This window comes from Rhodanobacter sp. OR87 (genome assembly GCF_000473345.1).
Classification (GTDB): Bacteria; Pseudomonadota; Gammaproteobacteria; order Xanthomonadales; family Rhodanobacteraceae; genus Rhodanobacter; species Rhodanobacter denitrificans.
Window position 1 is genome coordinate 1 of sequence record NZ_AXBJ01000032.1, and the last position, 21,155, is coordinate 21,155.

The following is a 21,155-nucleotide window of genomic DNA, read 5'->3' on the forward strand; positions in this document are numbered from 1 at the left end:
TGGGAAATGCACCAAACCGCTGGTGAGCTGGGCGTGCCACCGACCCGGCTCAGCTTCCAGGGGTTCACGCGCGCCATCGTGGCCGAGTTGCGATACGCCCCGCTGGAAACACCCGGCGCCTTTCCCAAACGACTCGCCCGCCTCCGACAGCAAGCCCACATCTATCTGTTGCCCGCACGACGACAACGATCTTGTCCCCGTGAAGTCAAACGCCGACCCCACAAATACCCCACGAAAAATGCCAGTCTGTCTTAACTGACTGGCATTAGGGTGGTGCCCGGCTTTTTCGTGTCGCGCGGGGTCAGGCTTACTTCGCCACCACCCGCACCATCTCCAGGCACTTGTTCGAGTAGCCCCACTCGTTGTCGTACCAGCTGACCAGCTTGACGAAGCTGTCGTCCAGTGCGATGCCTGCGTCGGCATCGAAGATCGAGGTGCGCGCGTCGCCGCGGAAGTCGGTGGCCACCACCTTGTCCTCGGTGTAGCCCAGGATGCCCTTGAGCGCGCCTTCGCTCTGCGCCTTCATCTCGGCCTTGATCTCCTCGTAGGTCGCCGGCTGCTCCAGTTCCACGGTGAGGTCGACCACCGACACGTCCGAGGTCGGCACGCGGAAGCTCATGCCGGTGAGCTTCTTGTTGAGCTCGGGGATCACCACGCCGACGGCCTTGGCCGCGCCGGTGGAGGAGGGAATGATGTTCTCCAGGATGCCGCGGCCGCCGCGCCAGTCCTTGTTGCTCGGGCCGTCCACGGTCTTCTGCGTGGCGGTGGCGGCGTGCACGGTGGTCATCAGGCCGCGCTTGATGCCCCACTTGTCGTTCAGCACCTTGGCCACCGGCGCCAGGCAGTTGGTGGTGCAGCTGGCGTTGGAGACGATCGCCTCGCCGGCGTACTTCTGGTGGTTCACGCCGTAGACGAACATCGGCGTGGCGTCCTTGGACGGCGCCGACAGGATCACCTTCTTCGCGCCGGCGTCGAGGTGCTTCTGCGCCGCTTCCTTGGTCAGGAACAGGCCGGTGGACTCGATCACCACGTCGGCGTTCACCTCGTTCCACTTCAGGTTGGCCGGGTCGCGTTCCTGGGTCAGGCGGATGCGCTTGCCGTTGACCACCAGGTGGCCGCCGTCGACCTTGACGTCGCCCTCGAAGCGGCCGTGCACGGAGTCGTGCTTCAGCATGTAGGCGAGGTAGTCCGGCTCCAGCAGGTCGTTGATCGCGACGATCTCGATGTCGTTGCTGAAGTTCTGCACGGCTGCGCGCAGCACGTTGCGACCGATGCGGCCAAAGCCGTTGATGCCGACCTTGATGGTCATGAGGGAACGTCCTCCTGAGGGCGATGGGATGTGGCGATGAGGATGGGCAGCCGCGGGTCGCGGCGCCGCTGTTTCAGCCGCGAAATCTTACAATGAAAGCGCCCGGATCGCCCGCGCCGGATTGTCGCTGTGGCAGACTGCGGCCTTTTGCGCCGGTGGTCGCCATGTCTCTGCGTCGTTGTTCGCTGGCCTTTGCGGCCATCCTGTTCGCGGTCGCACCGGCAGCCCGCGCCTGGGGGCCGCTCGGTCACCGCGTGGTCGCCGAGCTGGCGCAGCGGCACCTCGGCCCCGCCGCCAGGGCCGAGGTGGAACGCCTGCTGGCGGCGGACCACGTCACGCGACTGGCCGATGTCGCCAACTGGCCCGACCAGATCCAGGACGACCCCGCGCAGGCCACGTTGTGGCAGCAGACGCGCAAGCTGCACTACGTCAATTTCCGTGGCGGCCCGGGTTGCGACTACCTGCCGCCGCGCGACTGCCGCGACGGCGCATGCATCGTCGCGGGGCTGGCGCGCTACGTGGCGATCCTCGGCGACAAGGCGCAAGGCGACGCCGCGCGCCTGGAGGCCCTGAAATTCGTGGTGCACTTCGCGGGCGATGTGCACCAGCCGCTGCATGCCGGCTACCGTGACGACCTCGGCGGCAACCGGTACCAGGTGCAGTTCGAGGGCAAGGGCAGCAACCTGCACCGGGTCTGGGACTCGGGCATGCTGGGGACGCGCGGGCTGGACTGGCAGGCCTACGCGGCGAAACTGGACGCCGAGGGTCCGGCGCCGCTGCCGGCGCCGATCGCGCCGCTGGGCGACCCTTACGCGCAGTGGGCGGAGGAATCCTGCCGGGCCACCGCCGTGGCCGGCTTCTATCCGGACGGCCACAAGATCGGCCGGACCTATGTCGACGCCGAGCTGCCGGTGGCCGAAAACCGGCTGCGCATCGCCGGGCGCCGGCTCGCTGCCGTGCTCAACCTGGCGTTGGCGCCGCGGTGAGCGGGTGTCGGCGCGGCGCATTGCATACGAATGCAAGGTGATGGCGCGCCGCACGGCATCTGCTAGCCTCGACACATGAACGCCAATCCCCTGCGCCGCACCAAGATCGTCGCCACCCTCGGCCCCGCCACCGATGCGCCGGGCATGCTCGAGAAGATCATCGCCGAAGGCGTCAACGTGGCCCGCCTGAACCTCTCGCATGGCCAGCCGGACGACCACCGCGCCCGCGCCAGCGCGGTGCGTGCGGCGTCGCTCGCCGTCGGGCGCGAAGTCGGCATCCTGGCCGACCTGCAGGGGCCGAAGATCCGCATCGAGACCTTCGCCAACGGGCCGGTGGAACTCGCCGAAGGCGCCTCGTTCGTGCTCGATTGCCGCCCCGACGCGCCGCCCGGCGACGCGAGCCGCGTCGGCGTGAGCTACTACGGCCTGCCGCACGATGTGCACGCCGGCGACGTGCTGTTGCTGGACGACGGGCTGATCGCGCTGAGCGTGCACGAAGTGGCCGGCGCCGAGGTGCGCTGCACGGTGCTGATCGGCGGCAAGCTGTCCAACCGCAAGGGGCTCAACCGGCAGGGCGGCGGGCTGTCGGTGACTGCGCTGTCGGACAAGGACAAGGCCGACATCAAGCTGGCCGCCGAGATCGGCGCGGATTTCCTCGCGGTGTCGTTCGTGCGTTCGGCCGAGGATATGCACCAGGCGCGCCGCCTGCTGCACGAGGCCGGCGGCAGCGCGGCGCTGGTGGCGAAGATCGAGCGCGCGGACGCGATCCCGGTGCTGGGCGAGATCATCGACGCCTCCGACGTAGTGATGGTGGCGCGCGGCGACCTCGGCGTGGAGATCGGCGACGCCGAGCTGCCCGGCCTGCAGAAGAAGATCATCCGCGAGACGGTGCAGCGCAACCGCGCGGTGATCACCGCCACGCAGATGCTGCAGTCGATGGTGCGCTCGCCGATCCCGACCCGCGCCGAAGTGCTCGACGTGGCCAACGCGGTGATCGACGGCACCGACGCGGTGATGCTGTCGGAGGAGAGCGCGGCCGGCGCGCACCCGGACAAGGCGGTGGCGGCGCTGACGCGGATCTGCCTCGGCGCCGAACGCCAGTTCGAGCCGAAGGAGGATCTGGCCAGCGTCAGCCAGCAGATGAAGCGCACCGACCAGGCGATCGCGCTGGCCGCGATGGTGCTGGCCGGCCAGCTCGACGTGCGGGCGATCGTGGCGCTGACCGAATCCGGCGCCACCGCCCAGTGGCTGTCGCGCTACCGCAGCGCGGTGCCGATCTACGGCATGTCGCCATCCGCCGCCGCGCGCCGGCGCATGCTGGTGCTGCGCGACGTGCAGCCGGTGGCGTTCAGCCACGGCGAGAAGCAGAGCATGGCCGCCTCCACCCGCGCCGCGGTGCGGCTCTTGTTCGAGCAGGGCAAGCTGGTCGAGGGCGATAGCGTGGTGATCACCTACGGCGACCGCGTCGGCCACGTCGGCGGCACCAACACGCTGAAGCTGCTCTCGGTCGGCCCCGATGGCACGGTCGAGAGCCAGCGCGAGCTGTGACGCCTGACGCGCGGCTGTCCGGCCGCCGGGTCCCGACTGGTGCCGGGCGGCAATGCCGCTACACTTCATGTCGTCACCCCGGCCAGGAGAACGTCATGAAATCCGTGTCCCGTCTGCTTCGTCAGGGTCTGCTGCTGGCGTTGGCGCTGGGCTTCGTCGCGCCGGTGCTGGCGCAGACGCGCCGGATCGACCAGCCGGACCTGTACCGCTACTGGATCCTGCTCAATACGCAGGTGAAGATGGACGTGCCCAACAGCGGCCTCAACCTGGACCAGCCCGGCTGCGCGGCAGTGACCTACACGATCGGCTCCGACGGTGTGCCGATGAACGTGCAGGTGGCCAAGCTGGTGCCCAAGAGCGACCTCGGCCCGGCGGCGCACAGCGCGGTCTCCAATTTCCGCTACGGCCCGTCGCTGAGCAACCGCATCGGCGAGCCGGTCGCCACCTACTACATCGTGCCGTTCAATGCGCCGAAGGATCCGGCCCAGCGCCAGCACTTGATGGACCAGTGCAAGCTGCCCGGCTACACCCCCTGAGCCGATACAGTCCGGCCCCGCCGCGCTCTGGCGCTGGCGGCCGCCGATCTGGCCTATAATCGCCGTTTTGAACCGCGCCGCTTCGGCCCCGAGGCGGCTTCAACCATGTGCGGGCGGGCACGCCCCCGCACCACGGAGTCGTCATGAGTATTGAAGATCTCGAAAGCATCGCCCTGGCGATGGTCGCGCCCGGCAAGGGCATCATCGCCATCGACGAGTCGACCAACACCATCAAGAAGCGCTTCGAGGCGGTCGGCATCGAGAACACCGAGGAGAACCGCCGCGCCTACCGCGAGCTGCTGCTGACCACGCCGGGCCTGAACGAGCACATCTCCGGTGCGATCCTGTACGACGAGACGATTCGCCAGAAGACCCGCGACGGCGTGCCGTTCACCGAGCTGATGAAGAAGCTCGGCATCATCCCCGGCATCAAGGTCGACAAGGGCCCGCAGCCGCTGGCCGGCTTCCCCGGCGACGTGGTCACCGAAGGCCTCGACGGGTTGCGCGAGCGCCTGCAGGAGTACGTGAAGCTGGGCGCCCAGTTCTGCAAGTGGCGCGCGGTGATCAACATCTCCGAGGAGAACCCCAGCTCCACCGCGATCGAGGCGAACTGCCACGTGTTGGCCCGTTACGCCGCGCTGTGCCAGGAAGCCGGCCTGGTGCCGATGGTGGAACCCGAGGTGATCATGGACGGCGACCACAGCATCGAGGTCAGCTACGAGGTGCACGAAGCCGTGCTGCGCAGCCTGTTCAATGCGCTGTACGAGCAGAACGTGATGCTGGAAGGCACCATCCTGAAGGTCAGCATGGTCATCCCGGGCAAGGACTGCGACGAGCAGGCCGACGTCGAGGAAGTGGCCGAGGCCACCGTGCGCGTGCTCAAGTCCACCGTGCCGGCCTCGCTGCCGGGCATCGTGTTCCTCTCCGGTGGGCAGACCGACGAACAGTCCACCGCCCACCTCAACGCGATGAACCAGATCGGCCCGCACCCGTGGCCGCTGTCGTTCTCCTACGGCCGTGCCATGCAGCAGGCGGCGCTGAAGCTGTGGGCCAAAGACATGAAGGCGAACTACGCCGAGGCGCAGAAGACCGTGCACGCCCGCGCGCGCGACAACGGCCTGGCCGCGCTGGGGCAGTGGAACGGCTGATCGCCCGACGGTGCCGTTGCTGGCGGTCGCCTGGTGATCCGCGTCGTAGGAGCCCGCTCGCGGGCGATGCTTGTGCTCTGATGTCTCAAGATAAAGCATCGCCCGCGAGCGGGCTCCTACAGCAGAAAGGGCGCCTCACGGCGCCCTTTTTGTCATGCATGAAACGGTGAAGCTCAGAAGCGGTATTCCGCGCTGACCGAGACCATGTCGGTGCTCAGGTTCACGCGATCCTTCTTCGCGTCGTAGTAGTCGTAGTTCAGGCCCACGCTGACGTTGTTGCTGAAGTCGTAGCCCACGCCGGCACCGGCGTACCAGCTGGTGTTGTCCAGGCCCTTGCGGACCGGGTTGACGTCATTGCTGAGGCCGTGGCCCTTCCAGCCGTAGAGACCGGTGCGCGCGCTGACGTACCAGTTCGGGCTGACGTTGAAATGGCCGTTCACGCCGGCGGTCCAGCCGTGCAGCTGCGACTTGCCGCGGTCGACGACCGGCTGGCTGTTGAAGACGTTCTTCGGATGGATGTTGCCCAGGTCGTTGTAGCCCACCTCGGCGCCCAGCGCGAGCGACGGGTTCAGCGCCCAGCGGTAGCCACCATTGATGCCGTAGCCGGTGGTGCTGTCGTCGTACGGGCCATGGTTGAGCGAGGCTTGGCCGACGTTGCCATTGATGAACCAACCGTCATTGTGGGTCGGCGCGCTCTGCGCGAACGCAGCGGGAATGGCCAGCAGGCCGGCGGAGGCAAAGGCGAGGGCAAGCAGGGTCTTGTTCATTTTCATGGAGCTTCTCCAGTTGTTGTCATGGCAGTCGGCCCTGAGGGGGAGTGGCCGCTGCTGGCGGTGCGCCGTCCGTTCGAGCGGCGGCATCCGATTGCTTAGATGGGTCGTGGCCCGGAAGATTCAATACCGATTAGTTCAGTATTAAGCTTGGGTTAATTCGCTGCCGACAGGGGCTCAGAAACGGTATTCCGCGGTCAGCGAGGCGGTGTCAGAACTCAACTTGATGTGGTCCTTGTTCGCACGGTAGTAGTCGTACGACAGACCGAGGCCGAAGTGCTCGCTGAAGTCGTAACCGGCACCCACGCCGGCGTACCAGTCGACCTTGTCCAGATGGTGCCGGTTGACGTCCTGGTTGGCGTAGCCGTGGCCCTTCCAGCCGTACACGCCGGTGCGGCCGCTGAGGTACAGGCCGCGCCATACGTCGATCTTGCCGTTGACGCCGGCGGTCCAGCCGCGCAGTGCCTGGCGCTGCGAGGTCAGGTTGACGTCGTTGCTGTTGAAGGCATTCTTCAGCCTGAAATTGCCGAGGTCGTTGTAGCCGACCTCCACGCCCAGGCCCAGGTCCTGGCCCACCTTCCAGCGGTAGCCGCCGTTGAGCGCGTAGGTGGTCGGATGGTCGTCGTACGGGCCCACGCGCATGTGCGCCTGGCCGACACTGCCGTTGATGAACCAGTTGCCGCTGCCGATCGGCTGCGACGGCTGGAAATTGCCGCCGGCGGCCGTGGTGGCTTCGCTGTCCTGCGCAAAGGCAGGCAGGGCGCCCAGCGTGGCGGAGGCGAGAGCAAGGGCAAACAGAGTCTTTTTCATGGGGTACTCCTCTTTTTTGGGCCGGGCCGGCGCCACGGAACAGGGCGCGCGGTCGGGCAGCGCTTGGGGATGGCGCCGCGGGGCGTAGTGATAGTGGGGCGAGGCTGAAGCCGGCCGAACCGTATGGTCTGAGGTTAAGCGGTGATTAATCCCGTGGTCGCGGGCGACAGCCGACGGCCGGATCGGCGACAATGGCGCTTTTGCATCTTCCGGAGACCGCCCGATGACCACCCGCCGCGAACTCGCCAATGCCGTGCGCGCCCTTGCCATGGACGCCGTGGAGGCGGCCAGGTCCGGTCATCCGGGCATGCCGATGGGCATGGCCGACCTCGCCGAAGTGCTGTGGAACGACTTCCTGAAGTTCAATCCGGCCAACCCGAAGTGGTTCAACCGCGACCGCTTCGTGCTCTCCAACGGCCACGGCTCGATGCTGCAGTACGCGCTGTTGCACCTGACCGGCTTCGACCTGCCGATGGAGCAGTTGAAGCGCTTCCGCCAGCTGCATTCAAAGACCGCCGGCCATCCGGAGGCCAGCGAAACGCCAGGCGTGGAAACCACCACCGGCCCGCTCGGCCAGGGCCTGGCCAACGCGGTTGGCTTCGCGCTGGCCGAGAAGGTGCTGGCGGCGCATTTCAACCGCCCCGGTCATGACGTGGTCGATCATCACACCTATGTGTTCCTCGGCGACGGCTGCCTGATGGAAGGCATCTCGCACGAAGTCGCCTCGCTGGCCGGCACCTGGCAGCTCGGCAAGCTGGTGGCGATCTACGACGACAACGGCATCTCGATCGACGGCGAGGTGCACGGCTGGTTCACCGACGACACCCCGGCGCGCTTCGAGGCCTACGGCTGGAACGTGATCCGCGGCGTCGACGGACACGATGCCGAGGCGATCAGGCAGGCGATCGCGAAGGCCGCCGCGCAGCGCGACAAGCCCACCCTGATCTGCGCGAAAACCATCATCGGCTTCGGCGCACCGAACAAGCAGGGCAAGGAGGAAAGCCACGGCGCCGCGCTGGGCAAGGACGAGATCGCCGCCGCGCGCGAGCAGCTGGGCTGGAAGTACGCACCGTTCGAGATCCCGGCCGAGATCTACGCCGGCTGGGACCACAAGACCAGGGGCGCCGCCGCCGAACAGGTGTGGAACGACGCCTTCGCGAAGTACGCCGCCGCGCATCCGCAGCTGGCCGCCGAATTCAACCGCCGCATGCGCGGCGAGCTGCCGGCCGACTGGGCCGCGAAGTCGCAGGCGTTCATCGACAAGCTGCAGGCCGACGGTCCCGAAGTGGCCTCGCGCAAGGCCTCGCAGATGAGCATCGAGGCGTTTGCGCCGCTGCTGCCGGAGCTGCTCGGCGGTTCGGCCGACCTGGCCGGCTCCAACCTGACCAAGTGGAAGGGCAGCCTCGACGCGGCCACCGGCGACAGCGCCGACGGCAAGGGCAACTACGTCTACTACGGCGTGCGCGAATTCGGCATGACCGCGATCGCCAACGGCGTGGCGCTGCATGGCGGCTTCATCCCGTACGACGCGACCTTCCTGGTGTTCTCCGACTACGCGCGCAACGCGGTGCGCATGAGCGCGCTGATTCCGGCCCACGCGATCCACGTCTACACGCACGACTCGATCGGCCTGGGCGAGGACGGCCCGACCCACCAGCCGGTCGAGCACATGGCGTCCCTGCGCTACATCCCGAACAACCAGTTGTGGCGTCCGTGCGACGCGGTGGAATCGGCGGCATCGTGGAAGGCGGCGATCGAGCGCAAGGGCGCGCCGTCGTGCCTGGTGTTCTCGCGGCAGAACCTCAGGCACCAGCAGCGCGGCGCACGGCAGGTGGCCGACATCGCGCGCGGCGGCTACGTGCTGTCCGATCCGCTGGACACGAAGTTCCAGGCGATCCTGATCGCCACCGGCTCGGAAGTGGAACTGGCGATGGAAGCGTCGCGCGCGCTGGCGCAGCAGGGCGTGGCCGTGCGCGTGGTGTCGATGCCGTGTACCGAGGTGTTCGACGCGCAGCCGCTGGAATACCGCGAAGGCGTGCTGCCGCTCTGGTGCCGCGCCCGCGTGGCGGTGGAAGCGGCGACCGCCGACTTCTGGCGCAAGTACGTGGGCCTGGATGGCGAGGTGGTCGGCATGACCACGTTCGGCGCCTCCGCGCCCGCGCCGCAGCTGTTCGAGCACTTTGGCTTCAGCGTCGCCCATGTGGTCGATGCGGTGAAGCGCGTTACTCGCTGAGTTCACCCGCCCTTGTAGGAGCCCGCTCGCGGGCGATGCTTTTTTGCCGGGATGCGGGATTCACAAGAGCAAAAGCATCGCCCGCGAGCGGGCTCCTACAGAGACAAGGAGGCGGGTGTGGTCAGCCGAGCAGCAGCGCGGCCAGTTCGTCCGGCTTCGCTGCGAGCGCGTGGGCGCCGGCGCGCTGCAGTTCCGCGCGGCTGCCGAAGCCCCACAGCACGCCGATGCCGTTCACCCGGTTGGCCACGGCGCCGTCGATGTCGAAGTGGCGGTCGCCGATCATCACCGCGCCGGCCGGGTCGGCGCCGAAGTCGGCCAGTGCCGCGGCGATCATCGTGGCCTTCTCGCTGTGTGCGCTGCCGGGATGGGGGCCGTACAGGCGCTCGAACGCCGCGCCGAACGGCAGCTGTTCGACGATCGGTGCGGCGTGATGTTGCGGCTTGCCGGTGACCACGGCGAGCTGGTGGCCGGCGCTGCGCAGCTGCCCGATCAGCGCCTCGATGCCCGGATAGACGGCGTGCTCGCGCCAGCCCAGCGTATCGAAGCGCTCGTGGTAGTACGCCACTGCCGCCTCGATGCGTTCGGCGTCGTGGTCCAGCAGCGGCGCGAAGCTGTGCCGCAGCGGCGGGCCGATCCAGCGGCGCAGCTCCTCGGCGGCCGGTGTCGGCACGTCCAGCCGCGCCAGCGCATGTTTCACGCAGGCGGTGATGCCGTGCTCGGAATCGATCAGGGTACCGTCGAGGTCGAACAGGCAGAGCATTACTTCGCCGCTCGCGCCTTCAACGCGGCCACCGCGGGTAGCTCCTTGCCTTCCAGGAATTCCAGGAACGCGCCGCCGCCGGTGGAGATGTAGGAGACCTGGTCGGCGATGCCGTACTTGTCGACCGCGGCCAGCGTGTCGCCGCCGCCGGCGATCGAGAACGCCTTCGACGCGGCGACCGCCCGCGCCAGCGTCTCGGTGCCCTTGCCGAACGCGTCGAACTCGAACACCCCGACCGGGCCGTTCCACACCACGGTGCCGGCGCTGGCGATCAGCGCGGCATAGGTTTGGGCGGTCTGCGGGCCGATATCGAGGATCATCTCGTCCGCGCCGACCTGGTCGACCGGCTTCACCGTGGCCGGGGCCTGCGCCGAGAAGGTCGGCGCCACCACCACGTCGACCGGCATCGGGACCTCGGCGCCGCGGCGCTTCGCGTCGGCCAGCACCTTCTTCGCGGCGTCGATCAGGTCCGGCTCGTACAACGAGTTGCCGACCGAATGGCCCATCGCGGCGATGAAGGTGTTGGCGATACCGCCGCCGACGATCAGCTGGTCCACCTTGCCGATCAGGTTTTCCAGCAGGGTCAGCTTGGTCGATACCTTGGAGCCGGCCACGATCGCCAGCAGCGGGTGTGCCGGGTGTTCCAGCGCCTTGCCCAGCGCGTCGAGTTCGGCGCACAGCAGCGGGCCGGCGGCGGCCACCGGGGCGAACTTGATCACGCTGTGGGTGGAGGCCTGCGCGCGGTGCGCGGTGCCGAACGCATCCATCACGAAGATGTCGCACAGCGCGGCATATTTCTTCGCCAGCGCTTCGTCGTCCTTGCCCTCGCCGACGTTCATGCGGCAATTCTCCAGCAGCACCACCTCGCCGGCCGCCACCTCGACGCCGTTGACCAGGTAGTCGGCCACCAGCCGTACCGGCTGGTCGAGCTTGCTGCTCAGCCACAGCGCCACCGGCGCCAGCGAGGATTCGGCGTCGAACTGGCCTTCCTTCGGCCGGCCCAGGTGCGACATCACCATCACCTGCGCGCCGGCGTCGCGGGCGGCCCGGATCGTGGGCAGCGCGGCGTCGAGGCGCTGGGTGGAGGTGATCCGGCCGTGGTCGTCGATCGGCACGTTCAGGTCTTCGCGGATCAGCACGCGCTGATCGCGCACATCGAGGTCACTCATGCGGATGACGGACACGGCGGCACTCCGGTAATGGACAAGGGGACAGCCCCTCATGGGCGGTAACCGCCTATTGTCCGGCCCGCCGGGGACCGATGCAAACGCAGCGGTCGGCCGGTGCGTTGCGGCGCGCCATGTGCCCGGTTCACACTGTGGCAAACTGCGCTTGTCCGTCGGGGGAGATGGTTCATGGCTAACGGTTTGGTGCTGTATGGCTACTGGCGTTCCAGTGCCGCGTATCGGGTGCGCATCGCGCTGAACCTGAAGGGCCTCGACTACGAGACACGCCCGGTGCACCTGGTGCGCGACGGCGGCGAGCAGCACGCGGCGGACTACCGCACGCTCAACCCGCAGGAAATGGTGCCCTGCCTGCTCGACGGGGACCGCGTGATCACCCAGTCGCTGGCGATCATGGAATACCTCGACGAAATGCACCCGGAGCTGGAAACGGCCCTGCTGCCGGTCGACGCGCGTGGCCGCGCGCAGGTGCGTGCGCTGGCGATGGCAGTGTGTTGCGACATCCACCCGCTCGGCAACCTGCGTGTGCTGCAGCAGCTGGAAACCGAATTCGGTGCCAGCGAAGAGCAGCGCGCGGCGTGGTCGCGGCACTGGATCGGCGCGGGCTTCCAGGCGATCGAGTTGCTGCTGGGCGACAGCGTGGCCACTGGCCGCTATTGCCACGGCGAGACGCCGGGCATGGCCGATGCCTGCCTGATCCCGCAGGTCTACAACGCGCTGCGCTGGAAGCTGCCGCTGGACGACTACCCGACCATCGCGCGCATCTACCAGTCGTGCAACGAGCTGGAGGCGTTCCGCCGCGCGGCGCCGGAGGCGCAGCCGGACGCGCCGCAGAGCTAGAAACGAGCGAGCGCAGGGTGAGGCGGCTTGTGCCGTCTCTCACTCCTCCTCACTCATGCCCTGGCTCTCAGAACCCCATGCCGTACGGGTCGTTGCCAGCCAGCGCCTCGTCGCTGGACCCGCCTTCGGCCAGGCGGATCTTCAGCGCCAGGCCGTCGCGCGAATCGGACTTGTTGAGCGCTTCCTCCAGCTCCACGCGGCCTTCCTTGTACAGCTTGTACAGCGACTGGTCGAAGGTCTGCATGCCTTCCTGCAGGCTGCGGTCCATCGCTTCCTTGATCTCGTGGATCTGGCCGCGGCGGATCATGTCGCGGATCAGCGGGGTGTTCAGCAACACCTCGGCGGCCGGGATGCGGCGGCCGTCCTTGCCGAGTACCAGGCGCTGGCTGATCACCGCGCGCAGATTCAGCGCCAGGTTCATCAGCACGTTCTTGTGCGCCGACTCGGGGAAGAAGTTGAGGATGCGCTCCAGCGTCTGGTCGGCGTTGTTGGAGTGCAGCGTGGCCAGGCACAGGTGGCCGGTCTCGGAGAACGCGATCGCCGCCTCCATCGTGTCGGTGTCGCGGATCTCGCCGATCATGATCACGTCCGGCGCCTCGCGCATCGCGTTCTTCAGCGCTTCGTGGTAGCTGTGCGTGTCCAGCCCCACCTCGCGCTGGTTGACGATCGACTTCTTGTGCCGGTGCAGGTATTCGATCGGGTCCTCGATGGTGAGGATGTGCCCGGGCGAATTGGTGTTGCGCTGGTCGAGCATCGCCGCCAGCGTGGTCGACTTGCCCGAACCGGTGGCGCCGACCACCAGGATCAGGCCGCGCGGCTCCATGATCAGGTCGCGGAAGATGCCGGGCAACTGCAGCTGGTCGATGCTGGGGATCTCGCTCTTGATCGCGCGGATCACCATGCCCACTTCGCCGCGCTGCTTGAACACGTTGATGCGGAAACGGCCGGCTTCCTTCACCGCCAGCGCCATGTTCAGTTCCAGGTCGCGTTCGAACTGCGGTACCTGGCCCTCGTCCATCAGCGAATAGGCGATCTTCTTGACCATGCCGCTGGGCAGGCCGGTGTTGCCCAGTGGATACAGCTTGCCCTCGACCTTGATATTCACCGGGGCGCCGGTGGACAGGAACATGTCCGACGCGCCCTTGTCTACCATAAGCTTGAGGAAGTAGCCGATATCCACGAATGACCCCTGGGTTTGGCGAAATGCGCGTTGCAATGATGGATTATGCCCGCCCACAATACGCTGCGACACACCATGAGGAATGTGATGTACATCTTTTCCCCGCCGGCCGGCTCGACGCGCCGTACCCGCACGGCGCTGGCCGCCCTGGTCCTGATCCTGGCGCTGACCGGCTGCGCCTCGGCGCCGCCGCCGAATGACTCGATGAATCAGGCGCAAAACCAGCTGCAGATGGCCCGCGATGCGGGAGCGGCGGACTATGCGCCGGTGGACCTGGGCTTTGCGCAGGACAAGTTCCAGCTGGCGCAGGCGGCGATGGCCGAGCGCAAGTACGCCGACGCGGCGAACCTGGCCGAGGAGTCGCGGGCCGACGCCGAACTGGCCCAGGCCAAGGCCCGGCTGGGTGCGGCGCGGGCGCAGATCCAGAGCAAGGTGCAGGAGAACACCCGCCTGCGCCAGCAGGGCGAGCAGGCGGCGGCCGCCGCCCAGGCGCCGCCGCCGGCACCGCCGTCCAGCGCAGCGCCGGCCGGGGAGATGCCGGCGCCGGCGTCGTCGGTGCTGTCCGCCCCGCCGCCGGCCAACGGTTTCCAGACCGTGCCCGACACCGTCCAGCAACCGGCCGCGAACACCCAGGGAGGCCAGCCATGAAGCGTTCCACCGCTACCCTGGCCGCGGTTGCGCTGGCACTGGCCATGCTCGGCCCGGCACATGCCCGCCAGGACGACATCGACATCAACCGCCTGACCGGCAGCCTCAACCAGCTCGCCAACGATCCGGGCATGGGCGGCTACGCGCAAGCCGAACAGGCGCGTGCGCGCGACGCGATCAACCGGCTGGCCCAGGCCAGCTCGCGCGAGCGACCGCACGTGCTGTACCTGGCCGAACGCCGGGTCGATCTGGCCAAGACCGCCGCGCAGCTGCAGGATGCCCAGATCAAGCTGACCCAGCTCGACCGCGAACACGACCAGATCCTGCTCGACAACAGTCGGCGCGATGCGGAACTGGCGCGGCGCGAGCTGGAACGCCAGCGCCTGCAGTACCAGCTGGCGCAGGAAGAGGCTGCCCGGTTGCAGGCGCAGGGGCTGGAATACTCGCAAGCGGCCGAGCAGGCGCGTGCCGAAGCCGAGCGGGCCAAAAAGCTGGCGGCGGCGCAGAGCAAGGTGGCCCGGGCCGCCAAGCGCCAGGCTGAGCTGGCGGCCCAGGCCGCCAAGGCAATGCGTTCGCAGATGCAGGACGCCGACAAGCCTGCCGACGCGGCCCCGGACGCCTCGAAACAGCATCGTTGAGCGGCCTGCCGGCAGGGTGTGCCGGGCGTCCCGCCAGCGCGGCGGGGCGCTTCGCCGAGGCTGTCGTCGGTCAAATGTAAAAGGCTGTTTTGACAGCTTTTTCACGTGGACTTCCGGGTTTCGCGAGGCGCCTGCGAAGGCTCTTGCGACCCCCGTGGCGGCGGAGTAGGGTCAGAGTCCCACAAGGCATCCAGGCCGTGTGGGCTACTGACCCGAACCATGCGCTCATCCCCTGTTTCCATGCTTCCCCCGCGTCCCGGTCATCCGGCGCGGGCGATGGGGTGTGTGCGTGCGTTCACCGTCTGCGGATGCGTCCTGTCGCATCCGCACGTCAACTCGCGAGGAGGTCGGATCATGTTTGAAAACCAGCAGCGTGACGATGTCGAGGCATTGATGAAGGCCGACGCCGAATTCCGGCGGCTCTATCAGCATCATCGGGAGCTCGACAGCAAGGTGCACGACGCCGACATCGGCGTGCTGCCCATCGACGACGTCACCCTCGCCAGCATGAAGAAGGAGAAACTGCTGGCCAAGGCGCGGCTTGAGCGCATGTGGGCAAGTCGGGCGCACCTCATCCACTGAGTCTGCTGCTTCACGCGAACGCGGCCCCGGCCTTTCCCGCGCAGCGGGCGAGGTGCCGGGGCCGCCGCGTTTGCGGCGTACGCCCGGGTCGAGCGGTTATCATGGCGATCCTGCAGCCGCGGCATCGCCCGCGGCCGCCCCAGCGACGGAGTCCCCATGACGGTCCACCAGAGTGTCCTCGAACTGATCGGACGTACCCCGATGGTGCGCGCGCAGCGCCTGGACACCGGGCCGTGCGAACTGTTCCTCAAGCTGGAGAGCACCAACCCCGGCGGCTCGATCAAGGACCGCATCGGCCTGTCGATGATCGAGGGCGCCGAGAAGGACGGCCGCATCCGCCCGGGCGACATCCTGGTCGAAGGCACCGCCGGCAACACCGGCCTGGGGCTGGCGCTGGTCGCGCAGCAGAAAGGCTACCGCCTGATCCTGGTGGTGCCGGACAAGATGAGCCGGGAGAAGATCTTCAACCTCAAGGCGATGGGCGCCGAGGTGGTGCTGACCCGCTCCGACGTGGCCAAGGGCCACCCCGAGTACTACCAGGACATGGCCGAGCGGATCGCGCGCGAAACACCCGGCGCCTACTTCATCAACCAGTTCGGCAATCCCGACAATCCGGCCGCACACATCGCCACCACCGGGCCGGAAATCCTCGAACAGATGGACGGCCGGGTCGACGCGATCGTGGTCGGCTGCGGCTCCTCCGGCACGCTGAGCGGCCTGTCGAAATTCTTCGCCGGGCACTCGCCGCAGACCGAACTCATCCTGGCCGACCCGGTCGGTTCGATCCTGGCGCAGTACATCAACGAGGGCACGCTCTCGACCAAGTCCGCCAGCTGGATGGTCGAGGGCATCGGCGAGGATTTCCTGCCCTCGATCAGCGACTTCACCCGGGTCAAGAAGGCCTATGCGATTCCCGACAAGGAAAGCTTCCTCACCGCGCGCGAACTGCTGGCGAAGGAAGGCATCCTGGGCGGCTCGTCCACCGGCACCCTGGTCGCCGCGGCGCTGCGCTACTGCCGCGAGCAGACCAACCCGAAGCGCGTGGTGACCCTGGTCTGCGACACCGGCAACAAGTACCTGTCCAAGCTCTACAACGACTACTGGATGCTCGACAACGGCTTCATCGAACGCGAGCAGCACGGCGACCTGCGCGACCTGCTGCTGCGCCCGTTCGCCCAGCGCGACACCGTGGTGGTCGGCCCGAACGAGCTGCTGATCACCGCCTACAACCGCATGAAGCTGTACGACGTGTCGCAGCTGCCGGTGATGGATGGGCGCAAGCTGGTCGGCATCGTCGACGAGTCCGACGTGCTGATCCACGTGCACGCCGACGGCGCGCGTTTCCGCGACCCGGTGTCGACCGCGATGATCACCAGCCTGCAGAAGCTCGACGTGCGCTCGCCGATCGAGTCGCTGCTTCCGGTGTTCGAGCGCGGCCACGTGGCGATCGTGGTCGACGGCGAGGACTTCCTCGGCCTGATCACCCGCATCGACCTGTTGAACTATTTGCGCCGCAAGGTGGACTAAGCAGCCCGGTCCGGCCGTGCCGGCTCGGTGCGTGAAAGCCTGCCGCAATGCGGCTCGCCCAAGATGGCCATCCAGGTGCGGCCGCGGGCCGCGCAACCACCCAAGGGAAGCCCTGTCGATGTGTGGAATCGTTGCTGCCGTTGCCCAGCGTGATGTCGCCCCGCTGCTGATTGCCGGCCTGAAGGCGCTGGAATACCGCGGCTATGACTCCTCCGGCGTGGCCGTGCTCGACCATGGCGCGATCCGCCGCGTGCGCGCCAAGGGCAAGGTACGCGAGATGGAAGCGCTGTACCTGGCCGACCCGCTGCCCGGCGGCACCGGCATCGCGCATACCCGCTGGGCCACGCACGGCGTGCCGAGCGAGGCGAACGCGCATCCGCACATCGCCGGCCGCGTGGCGATCGTGCACAACGGCATCATCGAGAACTACGCCGGCCTGCGCGCCGGGCTGCAGGCCGATGGCCACGTGTTCACCTCCGAGACCGACACCGAGGTGATGGCCGTGCTGATCGACCGCCACCTCAGCCAGGGCATGCGCCTGCGCGCGGCGGTGCTGGCCACCGTGCGCGAGCTGGAGGGCGCCTACGCCATCGCGGTGATCAGCGGCGACGAGCCCGGCCGCGTGGTCGGTGCGCGCCGCGGCGCGCCGCTGCTGGTCGGCCTGGGCATCGGCGAGAATTTCCTCGGCTCCGACGCGCAGGCACTGATCCAGGTCACCAACAAGATGCTGCATCTCGACGAGAACGACGTGGTCGAGATCACCCGCGACAGCGTGCAGGTGTTCGCCCTCGACGGCACGCCGGTGGTGCGCCCGGTGCACGAGAGCGAGCTGTCCACCGACGCGGTCGAGCGCGGCGAGTACCGCCACTACATGCAGAAGGAGATCTTCGAGCAGCCGCGCGCCATAGCCGACACGCTGGAGGCGCGCCTCGGCGCGCACGGCGTGCTGCCGAACATCTTCGGCATCGACAGCGACGCCCTGCTGCGCAAGGTCCGCGGCCTGCACATCATCGCCTGCGGCACCAGCTACCACGCCGGCCTGGTCGCGAAGTACTGGATCGAGGAATACGCGCGCCTGCCGGTCAGCGTGGAGGTGGCCAGCGAATACCGTTACCGCGAGACGGTGGTGCCCGAGGGCACGCTGTTCGTGGCGATCTCGCAGTCCGGCGAAACCGCCGACACCCTGGCGGCGATGCGCGAGTCGCGCCGGCGCGGCTACCTCGGCACGCTGGCGATCTGCAACGTGCCCGAATCCTCGGTGGTGCGCGAGGCCGACCTGAAGCTGATGACCCGCGCCGGCCCCGAGATCGGCGTGGCCTCGACCAAGGCCTTCACCACCCAGCTGGCCGGCTTGGCCCTGCTGACGCTGGAGCTGGCCCGCCGCAACGGTCTGGCCGACGACCGCTACGCGGCGCTGTGCGCCGAGCTGCAGCACCTGCCGCGGGCGGTCGAGAACGCGCTGCAGCTGGAGCCGGCGATCATCGTGCTGGCGGCCGACTTCATCCACCGCCAGCACGCCCTGTTCCTTGGTCGCGGCGTGCAGTACCCGGTAGCGCTGGAGGGTGCGCTGAAGCTCAAGGAGATCTCCTACATCCACGCCGAAGCGTATGCCGCCGGCGAACTCAAGCACGGCCCGCTGGCCCTGGTCGACGAGAACATGCCGGTGATCGCGGTGGCGCCGAACGGCCCGCTGCTGGACAAGCTGAAATCCAACCTGCAGGAAGTGCGCGCCCGCGGCGGCCGCCTGATCGTGTTCGCCGACGGCGCCGCCGGCATGGACGACATGGCCGGCCACGGCGCCATGCTGCGCGTCGAATCGGGCGGCTCCTTCATCGCCCCCGCCGTGTTCACCGTGCCGCTGCAGCTGCTGGCCTACCACGTCGCCGTGCTGCGCGGCACCGACGTCGACCAGCCGCGCAACCTGGCCAAGTCAGTGACGGTGGAATAGGCCGTAGGAGCGCACCCTGTGCGCGATGGCTCTTTGTCACGCTACGCCCAAGAGCCATCGCGCACAGGGTGCGCTCCTACGGGTTTTCCGCGGTCAGGCGCGCCCGTACACGTCGTCGTAACGCACGATGTCGTCCTCGCCGAGGTAGCTGCCGGACTGCACCTCGATCAGTTCCAGCGCGACCTTGCCGGGATTGCGCAGGCGGTGCTTGCTGCCGAGCGGGATATACGTGCTCTGGTTTTCGCCAAGCAGGAACACCTTGTCGTCGCAGGTGACCTCGGCGGTGCCGGAGACCACGATCCAGTGCTCGGCGCGGTGGTGGTGCTTCTGCAGGCTCAGGGATGCGCCGGGCTTGACCACGATGCGCTTGACCTGGAAGCGCTCGCCTTCCTCCAGCGAGTCGTAGCTGCCCCACGGCCGGTACACCACGCGGTGCAGCGAGTGTTCGCTGCGGCCGGCGGCCTTCAGCCGCTCGACGATCTTCTTCACGTCCTGCGCGGCATCGCGGTGCGCCACCAGGGTGGCGTCCGGCGTGGTCACCACGATCAGGTCGTCGACACCGACGGTGGCCAGCAGGTGGCGCTCGTGCGAGCGCAGCAGCGAGTTGTGCGTGTCCACCGCCATGGTGTCGCCTTCGCGCAGGTTGCCGTCGGCGTCCTTGCCGCCGGTCAGCCACAGCGCCGACCACGAGCCGATGTCGCTCCACGCGCAGCTGACCGGGATCACTGCCGCGCGCCGGGTCCTCTCCATCACCGCGTAGTCGATCGAGTCGTCCGGCACCAGCGCGAACGCGTCGCGGTCGATGCGCACGAAGTCGAGGTCGGTAGTGGCTTTCGCGTACGCCTCGCGCACCGCCCCCAGCATCGCAGGCGCGTGCGCGGCCAGTTCCTCCAGGTAGCGCGCGGCCTTGAACAGGAACATGCCGGAGTTCCAGTCGTAGCCGCCGTCGGCGAGGTACGACTCGGCCGTGGCCAGGTCGGGTTTCTCGACGAACTGCTCGACGCGATAGCCATGGGCGTCCACGGTTTCCGCGCGACGGATATAGCCGAAGCCGGTGTCCGGACGATCCGGGCGGATGCCAAACGTCACAAGCCAGCCCTGTTCAGCCAGCGGCATGGCTTGTTTCACGGCCTCGACAAACGCGGCCGTGTCACCGATCAGATGATCAGCAGGCAGTACCAGGAGCACGGCATCGGCATCGCGTTGCAATGCTTGCAATGCACCCAACGCGATCGCCGGCGCGGTGTTGCGGGCCAGCGGCTCCAGCACAATGGTGGCGCCCTTGATATCCCCTTCCAGCAGCTGGTCGGCAGCGAGGAAGCGGTGGTCCTCGCTGGCCACCACGATCGGCACGGCCACATCGGGCAACTGCCGGGTGCGTGCGATGGCCTGCTGGAACAGCGTGCCCTTGCCGGCCAGTTCCAGGAACTGCTTGGGCAGGTTCTTGCGCGAAACCGGCCACAGGCGCGTGCCGCTGCCGCCGCTGAGGATGAGGGGAATCAACATGGGTCCTTGTCCTGTTTCAGTTGGTTGATGTGATGAGCTCTTGCATGGTTTTGCGCAAGCCTTGCCGCCAATCGGGGAGTGGAAAAGCGAAGTGCCGCTGGAACTCGGCATTATCCAGCAATGACCACGCGGGGCGCACGGTAGCGGTAGGAAATTCAGCGCTGCCGATCGCGACCACGCGGGGAGCATGCGCCAGCAGGCCGAGTGCCGTGGCCTGTTCGACGATCGCGCTGGCGAAGCCATGCCAGGTCGTGGCGCCGCTGGCGACCAGATGATGGGTGCCGGCCAGTGCGCGCCGCTGCGCGGCGTCGGCCTGAAGCCAGCGGTCGAGCGCGGCGAGGCTGGCTTCCACGATCAGCATGGTGTCGGTGGGTGCGCCGTGCTGGTCGGCGACCACGCGCAGTTCGTCGCGTTCGGCGCCCAGGCGCAGCATGGTGCGCAGGAAGTTGTGGCCATGCGCGGCGTAGACCCAGGCAGTGCGGAACATCAGATGGTCGGCGCCGCTGTCGCTCAGCGCCTGCTCGCCGGCCAGCTTGCTGCGGCCGTAGGCGCCGAGCGGGCCGGTAGCCTCGTCGACGGCGTACGGTTGCGACCGCCTGCCGTCGAACACGTAGTCGGTGGAGTAGTGGATCATCAGCGTACCGTGCGCCGCCGCCCAGCGGCCGAGCACACCGACCGCCTCGCCGTTGACGCGGGTGGCCAACGCCTCTTCCTGCTCGGCGCGGTCGACCGCGGTGTACGCGGCGGCATTGACGATCACGTCCGGCCGCACGCGGTCGAGCAGGGCGGGCAGCGACTCGGGGGTCGACAGGTCGGCGACCTCGCCGTTTCCGCCTGCAGCCAGTACGCCATTGCGGCTGGCGGCAACCAGCTCGCCACATGCGGCCAGGGCGCCCTGGTCGAGAAACGTGCGGCCGAGCTGGCCGTTGGCGCCGAGCAACAGGGTCTTCATGTCCACCTTCCCCATCATCGTCATCCCCGGTTGCGCGGGGATGACGATCA

Annotated in this window: 19 protein-coding genes and 1 pseudogene; 12 read left to right on the forward strand and 8 right to left on the reverse strand. The window is 68.0% G+C overall.

The annotated features are described in order from the left end of the window. A pseudogene (locus RHOOR87_RS20860) lies at positions 1 to 255 on the forward strand (DDE transposase); the annotation flags it as partial. A 52-nt stretch (positions 256 to 307) separates the two neighbouring features. Here the strand turns inward: RHOOR87_RS20860 and gap are convergent. Next, entirely contained in the window at positions 308 to 1,309 is a 1,002-nt protein-coding gene (gene gap / locus RHOOR87_RS0117315) for a type I glyceraldehyde-3-phosphate dehydrogenase (RefSeq protein ID WP_007512536.1), read from the reverse strand. 164 nt (positions 1,310 to 1,473) lie between these two features. Between gap and RHOOR87_RS0117320 the strand changes: the two genes are divergently transcribed. The 4 genes from RHOOR87_RS0117320 (at position 1,474) to RHOOR87_RS0117335 (ending at position 5,527) form a co-directional block, all read left to right on the forward strand. After that, positions 1,474 to 2,295, forward strand: a complete 822-nt coding sequence (locus RHOOR87_RS0117320; protein WP_007512533.1) for a S1/P1 nuclease — start codon at positions 1,474 to 1,476, stop codon at positions 2,293 to 2,295. A 75-nt stretch (positions 2,296 to 2,370) separates the two neighbouring features. After that, a complete protein-coding gene (pyk, locus tag RHOOR87_RS0117325) occupies positions 2,371 to 3,843 on the forward strand; it encodes a pyruvate kinase (RefSeq protein WP_007512531.1) in 1,473 nt (490 codons plus the stop codon). A 95-nt stretch (positions 3,844 to 3,938) separates the two neighbouring features. Next, positions 3,939 to 4,379 (forward strand): energy transducer TonB, encoded by a 441-nt coding sequence (locus RHOOR87_RS0117330; protein WP_007512528.1) that lies wholly within the window; start codon positions 3,939 to 3,941, stop codon positions 4,377 to 4,379. A gap of 143 nt (positions 4,380 to 4,522) precedes the next feature. Next, positions 4,523 to 5,527 carry a class I fructose-bisphosphate aldolase gene (locus tag RHOOR87_RS0117335; protein ID WP_007512526.1) on the forward strand — a complete coding sequence of 335 codons (1,005 nt, stop codon included), beginning with the start codon at positions 4,523 to 4,525 and terminating at the stop codon, positions 5,525 to 5,527. A gap of 173 nt (positions 5,528 to 5,700) precedes the next feature. Here the strand turns inward: RHOOR87_RS0117335 and RHOOR87_RS0117340 are convergent, their stop codons facing one another. Both RHOOR87_RS0117340 and RHOOR87_RS0117345 read right to left on the reverse strand, forming a co-directional pair. Further along, positions 5,701 to 6,300 (reverse strand): porin family protein, encoded by a 600-nt coding sequence (locus RHOOR87_RS0117340; RefSeq protein WP_007512523.1) that lies wholly within the window; start codon positions 6,298 to 6,300, stop codon positions 5,701 to 5,703. A gap of 174 nt (positions 6,301 to 6,474) precedes the next feature. Further along, positions 6,475 to 7,107 (reverse strand): outer membrane beta-barrel protein, encoded by a 633-nt coding sequence (locus RHOOR87_RS0117345; RefSeq protein WP_027485747.1) that lies wholly within the window; start codon positions 7,105 to 7,107, stop codon positions 6,475 to 6,477. 223 nt (positions 7,108 to 7,330) lie between these two features. Here RHOOR87_RS0117345 and tkt point away from each other — a divergent pair, with 223 nt between their 5' ends. Beyond that, a complete protein-coding gene (tkt, locus tag RHOOR87_RS0117350; RefSeq protein ID WP_027485748.1) occupies positions 7,331 to 9,340 on the forward strand; it encodes a transketolase in 2,010 nt (669 codons plus the stop codon). Between the two features lie 121 nt (positions 9,341 to 9,461). Here tkt and RHOOR87_RS0117355 read toward each other — a convergent pair whose 3' ends face one another. Next, a complete protein-coding gene (locus tag RHOOR87_RS0117355; RefSeq protein ID WP_027485749.1) occupies positions 9,462 to 10,100 on the reverse strand; it encodes an HAD hydrolase-like protein in 639 nt (212 codons plus the stop codon). Next, positions 10,100 to 11,284, reverse strand: coding sequence for a phosphoglycerate kinase (locus RHOOR87_RS0117360; protein WP_027485750.1), 1,185 nt, complete (start codon positions 11,282 to 11,284; stop codon positions 10,100 to 10,102). Before RHOOR87_RS0117360 ends, RHOOR87_RS0117355 begins: the two co-directional genes overlap by 1 nt. A 171-nt stretch (positions 11,285 to 11,455) precedes the next feature. Here RHOOR87_RS0117360 and maiA point away from each other — a divergent pair, with 171 nt between their 5' ends. After that, positions 11,456 to 12,124, forward strand: a complete 669-nt coding sequence (gene maiA / locus RHOOR87_RS0117365; RefSeq protein ID WP_007512514.1) for a maleylacetoacetate isomerase — start codon at positions 11,456 to 11,458, stop codon at positions 12,122 to 12,124. A 67-nt stretch (positions 12,125 to 12,191) separates the two neighbouring features. Here the strand turns inward: maiA and RHOOR87_RS0117370 are convergent, their stop codons facing one another. Beyond that, positions 12,192 to 13,304 carry a PilT/PilU family type 4a pilus ATPase gene (locus RHOOR87_RS0117370; protein ID WP_015446779.1) on the reverse strand — a complete coding sequence of 371 codons (1,113 nt, stop codon included), beginning with the start codon at positions 13,302 to 13,304 and terminating at the stop codon, positions 12,192 to 12,194. Between the two features lie 87 nt (positions 13,305 to 13,391). Here RHOOR87_RS0117370 and RHOOR87_RS20920 point away from each other — a divergent pair, with 87 nt between their 5' ends. The 5 genes from RHOOR87_RS20920 (at position 13,392) to glmS (ending at position 18,647) form a co-directional block, all read left to right on the forward strand. Continuing rightward, positions 13,392 to 13,952, forward strand: coding sequence for a DUF4398 domain-containing protein (locus tag RHOOR87_RS20920; RefSeq protein ID WP_027485751.1), 561 nt, complete (start codon positions 13,392 to 13,394; stop codon positions 13,950 to 13,952). Next, positions 13,949 to 14,590 carry a hypothetical protein gene (locus RHOOR87_RS0117380; RefSeq protein ID WP_027485752.1) on the forward strand — a complete coding sequence of 214 codons (642 nt, stop codon included), beginning with the start codon at positions 13,949 to 13,951 and terminating at the stop codon, positions 14,588 to 14,590. Before RHOOR87_RS20920 ends, RHOOR87_RS0117380 begins: the two co-directional genes overlap by 4 nt. A gap of 354 nt (positions 14,591 to 14,944) precedes the next feature. Further along, complete coding sequence (locus RHOOR87_RS0117385; protein WP_007510956.1) at positions 14,945 to 15,172, forward strand: YdcH family protein; 228 nt, start codon at positions 14,945 to 14,947, stop codon at positions 15,170 to 15,172. A gap of 156 nt (positions 15,173 to 15,328) precedes the next feature. Then, positions 15,329 to 16,699, forward strand: coding sequence for a pyridoxal-phosphate dependent enzyme (locus RHOOR87_RS0117390; RefSeq protein WP_027485753.1), 1,371 nt, complete (start codon positions 15,329 to 15,331; stop codon positions 16,697 to 16,699). 118 nt (positions 16,700 to 16,817) lie between these two features. After that, on the forward strand, positions 16,818 to 18,647 hold the full coding sequence (gene glmS, locus RHOOR87_RS0117395; protein ID WP_027485754.1) for a glutamine--fructose-6-phosphate transaminase (isomerizing): 1,830 nt from the start codon (positions 16,818 to 16,820) through the stop codon (positions 18,645 to 18,647). A 93-nt stretch (positions 18,648 to 18,740) separates the two neighbouring features. Here the strand turns inward: glmS and RHOOR87_RS0117400 are convergent, their stop codons facing one another. Together RHOOR87_RS0117400 and rfbD are read right to left on the reverse strand one after the other, a co-directional pair. Beyond that, positions 18,741 to 20,153 carry a mannose-1-phosphate guanylyltransferase/mannose-6-phosphate isomerase gene (locus RHOOR87_RS0117400; protein WP_027485755.1) on the reverse strand — a complete coding sequence of 471 codons (1,413 nt, stop codon included), beginning with the start codon at positions 20,151 to 20,153 and terminating at the stop codon, positions 18,741 to 18,743. Between the two features lie 16 nt (positions 20,154 to 20,169). Next, positions 20,170 to 21,105, reverse strand: a complete 936-nt coding sequence (rfbD, locus tag RHOOR87_RS0117405) for a dTDP-4-dehydrorhamnose reductase (RefSeq protein WP_027485756.1) — start codon at positions 21,103 to 21,105, stop codon at positions 20,170 to 20,172. Between the last annotated feature and the right edge of the window lie 50 nt (positions 21,106 to 21,155).

Bases quoted from the DNA above. Each gene is read 5' to 3' on its own strand.
- gap (WP_007512536.1), bottom strand. From the start codon at position 1,309: ATGACCATCAAGGTCGGCATCAACGGCTTTGGCCGCATCGGTCGCAAC.
- RHOOR87_RS0117320 (WP_007512533.1), top strand. From the start codon at position 1,474: ATGTCTCTGCGTCGTTGTTCGCTGGCCTTTGCGGCCATCCTGTTCGCG.
- pyk (WP_007512531.1), top strand. From the start codon at position 2,371: ATGAACGCCAATCCCCTGCGCCGCACCAAGATCGTCGCCACCCTCGGC.
- RHOOR87_RS0117330 (WP_007512528.1), top strand. From the start codon at position 3,939: ATGAAATCCGTGTCCCGTCTGCTTCGTCAGGGTCTGCTGCTGGCGTTG.
- RHOOR87_RS0117335 (WP_007512526.1), top strand. From the start codon at position 4,523: ATGAGTATTGAAGATCTCGAAAGCATCGCCCTGGCGATGGTCGCGCCC.
- RHOOR87_RS0117340 (WP_007512523.1), bottom strand. From the start codon at position 6,300: ATGAAAATGAACAAGACCCTGCTTGCCCTCGCCTTTGCCTCCGCCGGC.
- RHOOR87_RS0117345 (WP_027485747.1), bottom strand. From the start codon at position 7,107: ATGAAAAAGACTCTGTTTGCCCTTGCTCTCGCCTCCGCCACGCTGGGC.
- tkt (WP_027485748.1), top strand. From the start codon at position 7,331: ATGACCACCCGCCGCGAACTCGCCAATGCCGTGCGCGCCCTTGCCATG.
- RHOOR87_RS0117355 (WP_027485749.1), bottom strand. From the start codon at position 10,100: ATGCTCTGCCTGTTCGACCTCGACGGTACCCTGATCGATTCCGAGCAC.
- maiA (WP_007512514.1), top strand. From the start codon at position 11,456: ATGGCTAACGGTTTGGTGCTGTATGGCTACTGGCGTTCCAGTGCCGCG.
- RHOOR87_RS20920 (WP_027485751.1), top strand. From the start codon at position 13,392: ATGTACATCTTTTCCCCGCCGGCCGGCTCGACGCGCCGTACCCGCACG.
- RHOOR87_RS0117380 (WP_027485752.1), top strand. From the start codon at position 13,949: ATGAAGCGTTCCACCGCTACCCTGGCCGCGGTTGCGCTGGCACTGGCC.
- RHOOR87_RS0117385 (WP_007510956.1), top strand. From the start codon at position 14,945: ATGTTTGAAAACCAGCAGCGTGACGATGTCGAGGCATTGATGAAGGCC.
- RHOOR87_RS0117390 (WP_027485753.1), top strand. From the start codon at position 15,329: ATGACGGTCCACCAGAGTGTCCTCGAACTGATCGGACGTACCCCGATG.
- glmS (WP_027485754.1), top strand. From the start codon at position 16,818: ATGTGTGGAATCGTTGCTGCCGTTGCCCAGCGTGATGTCGCCCCGCTG.
- RHOOR87_RS0117400 (WP_027485755.1), bottom strand. From the start codon at position 20,153: ATGTTGATTCCCCTCATCCTCAGCGGCGGCAGCGGCACGCGCCTGTGG.
- rfbD (WP_027485756.1), bottom strand. From the start codon at position 21,105: ATGAAGACCCTGTTGCTCGGCGCCAACGGCCAGCTCGGCCGCACGTTT.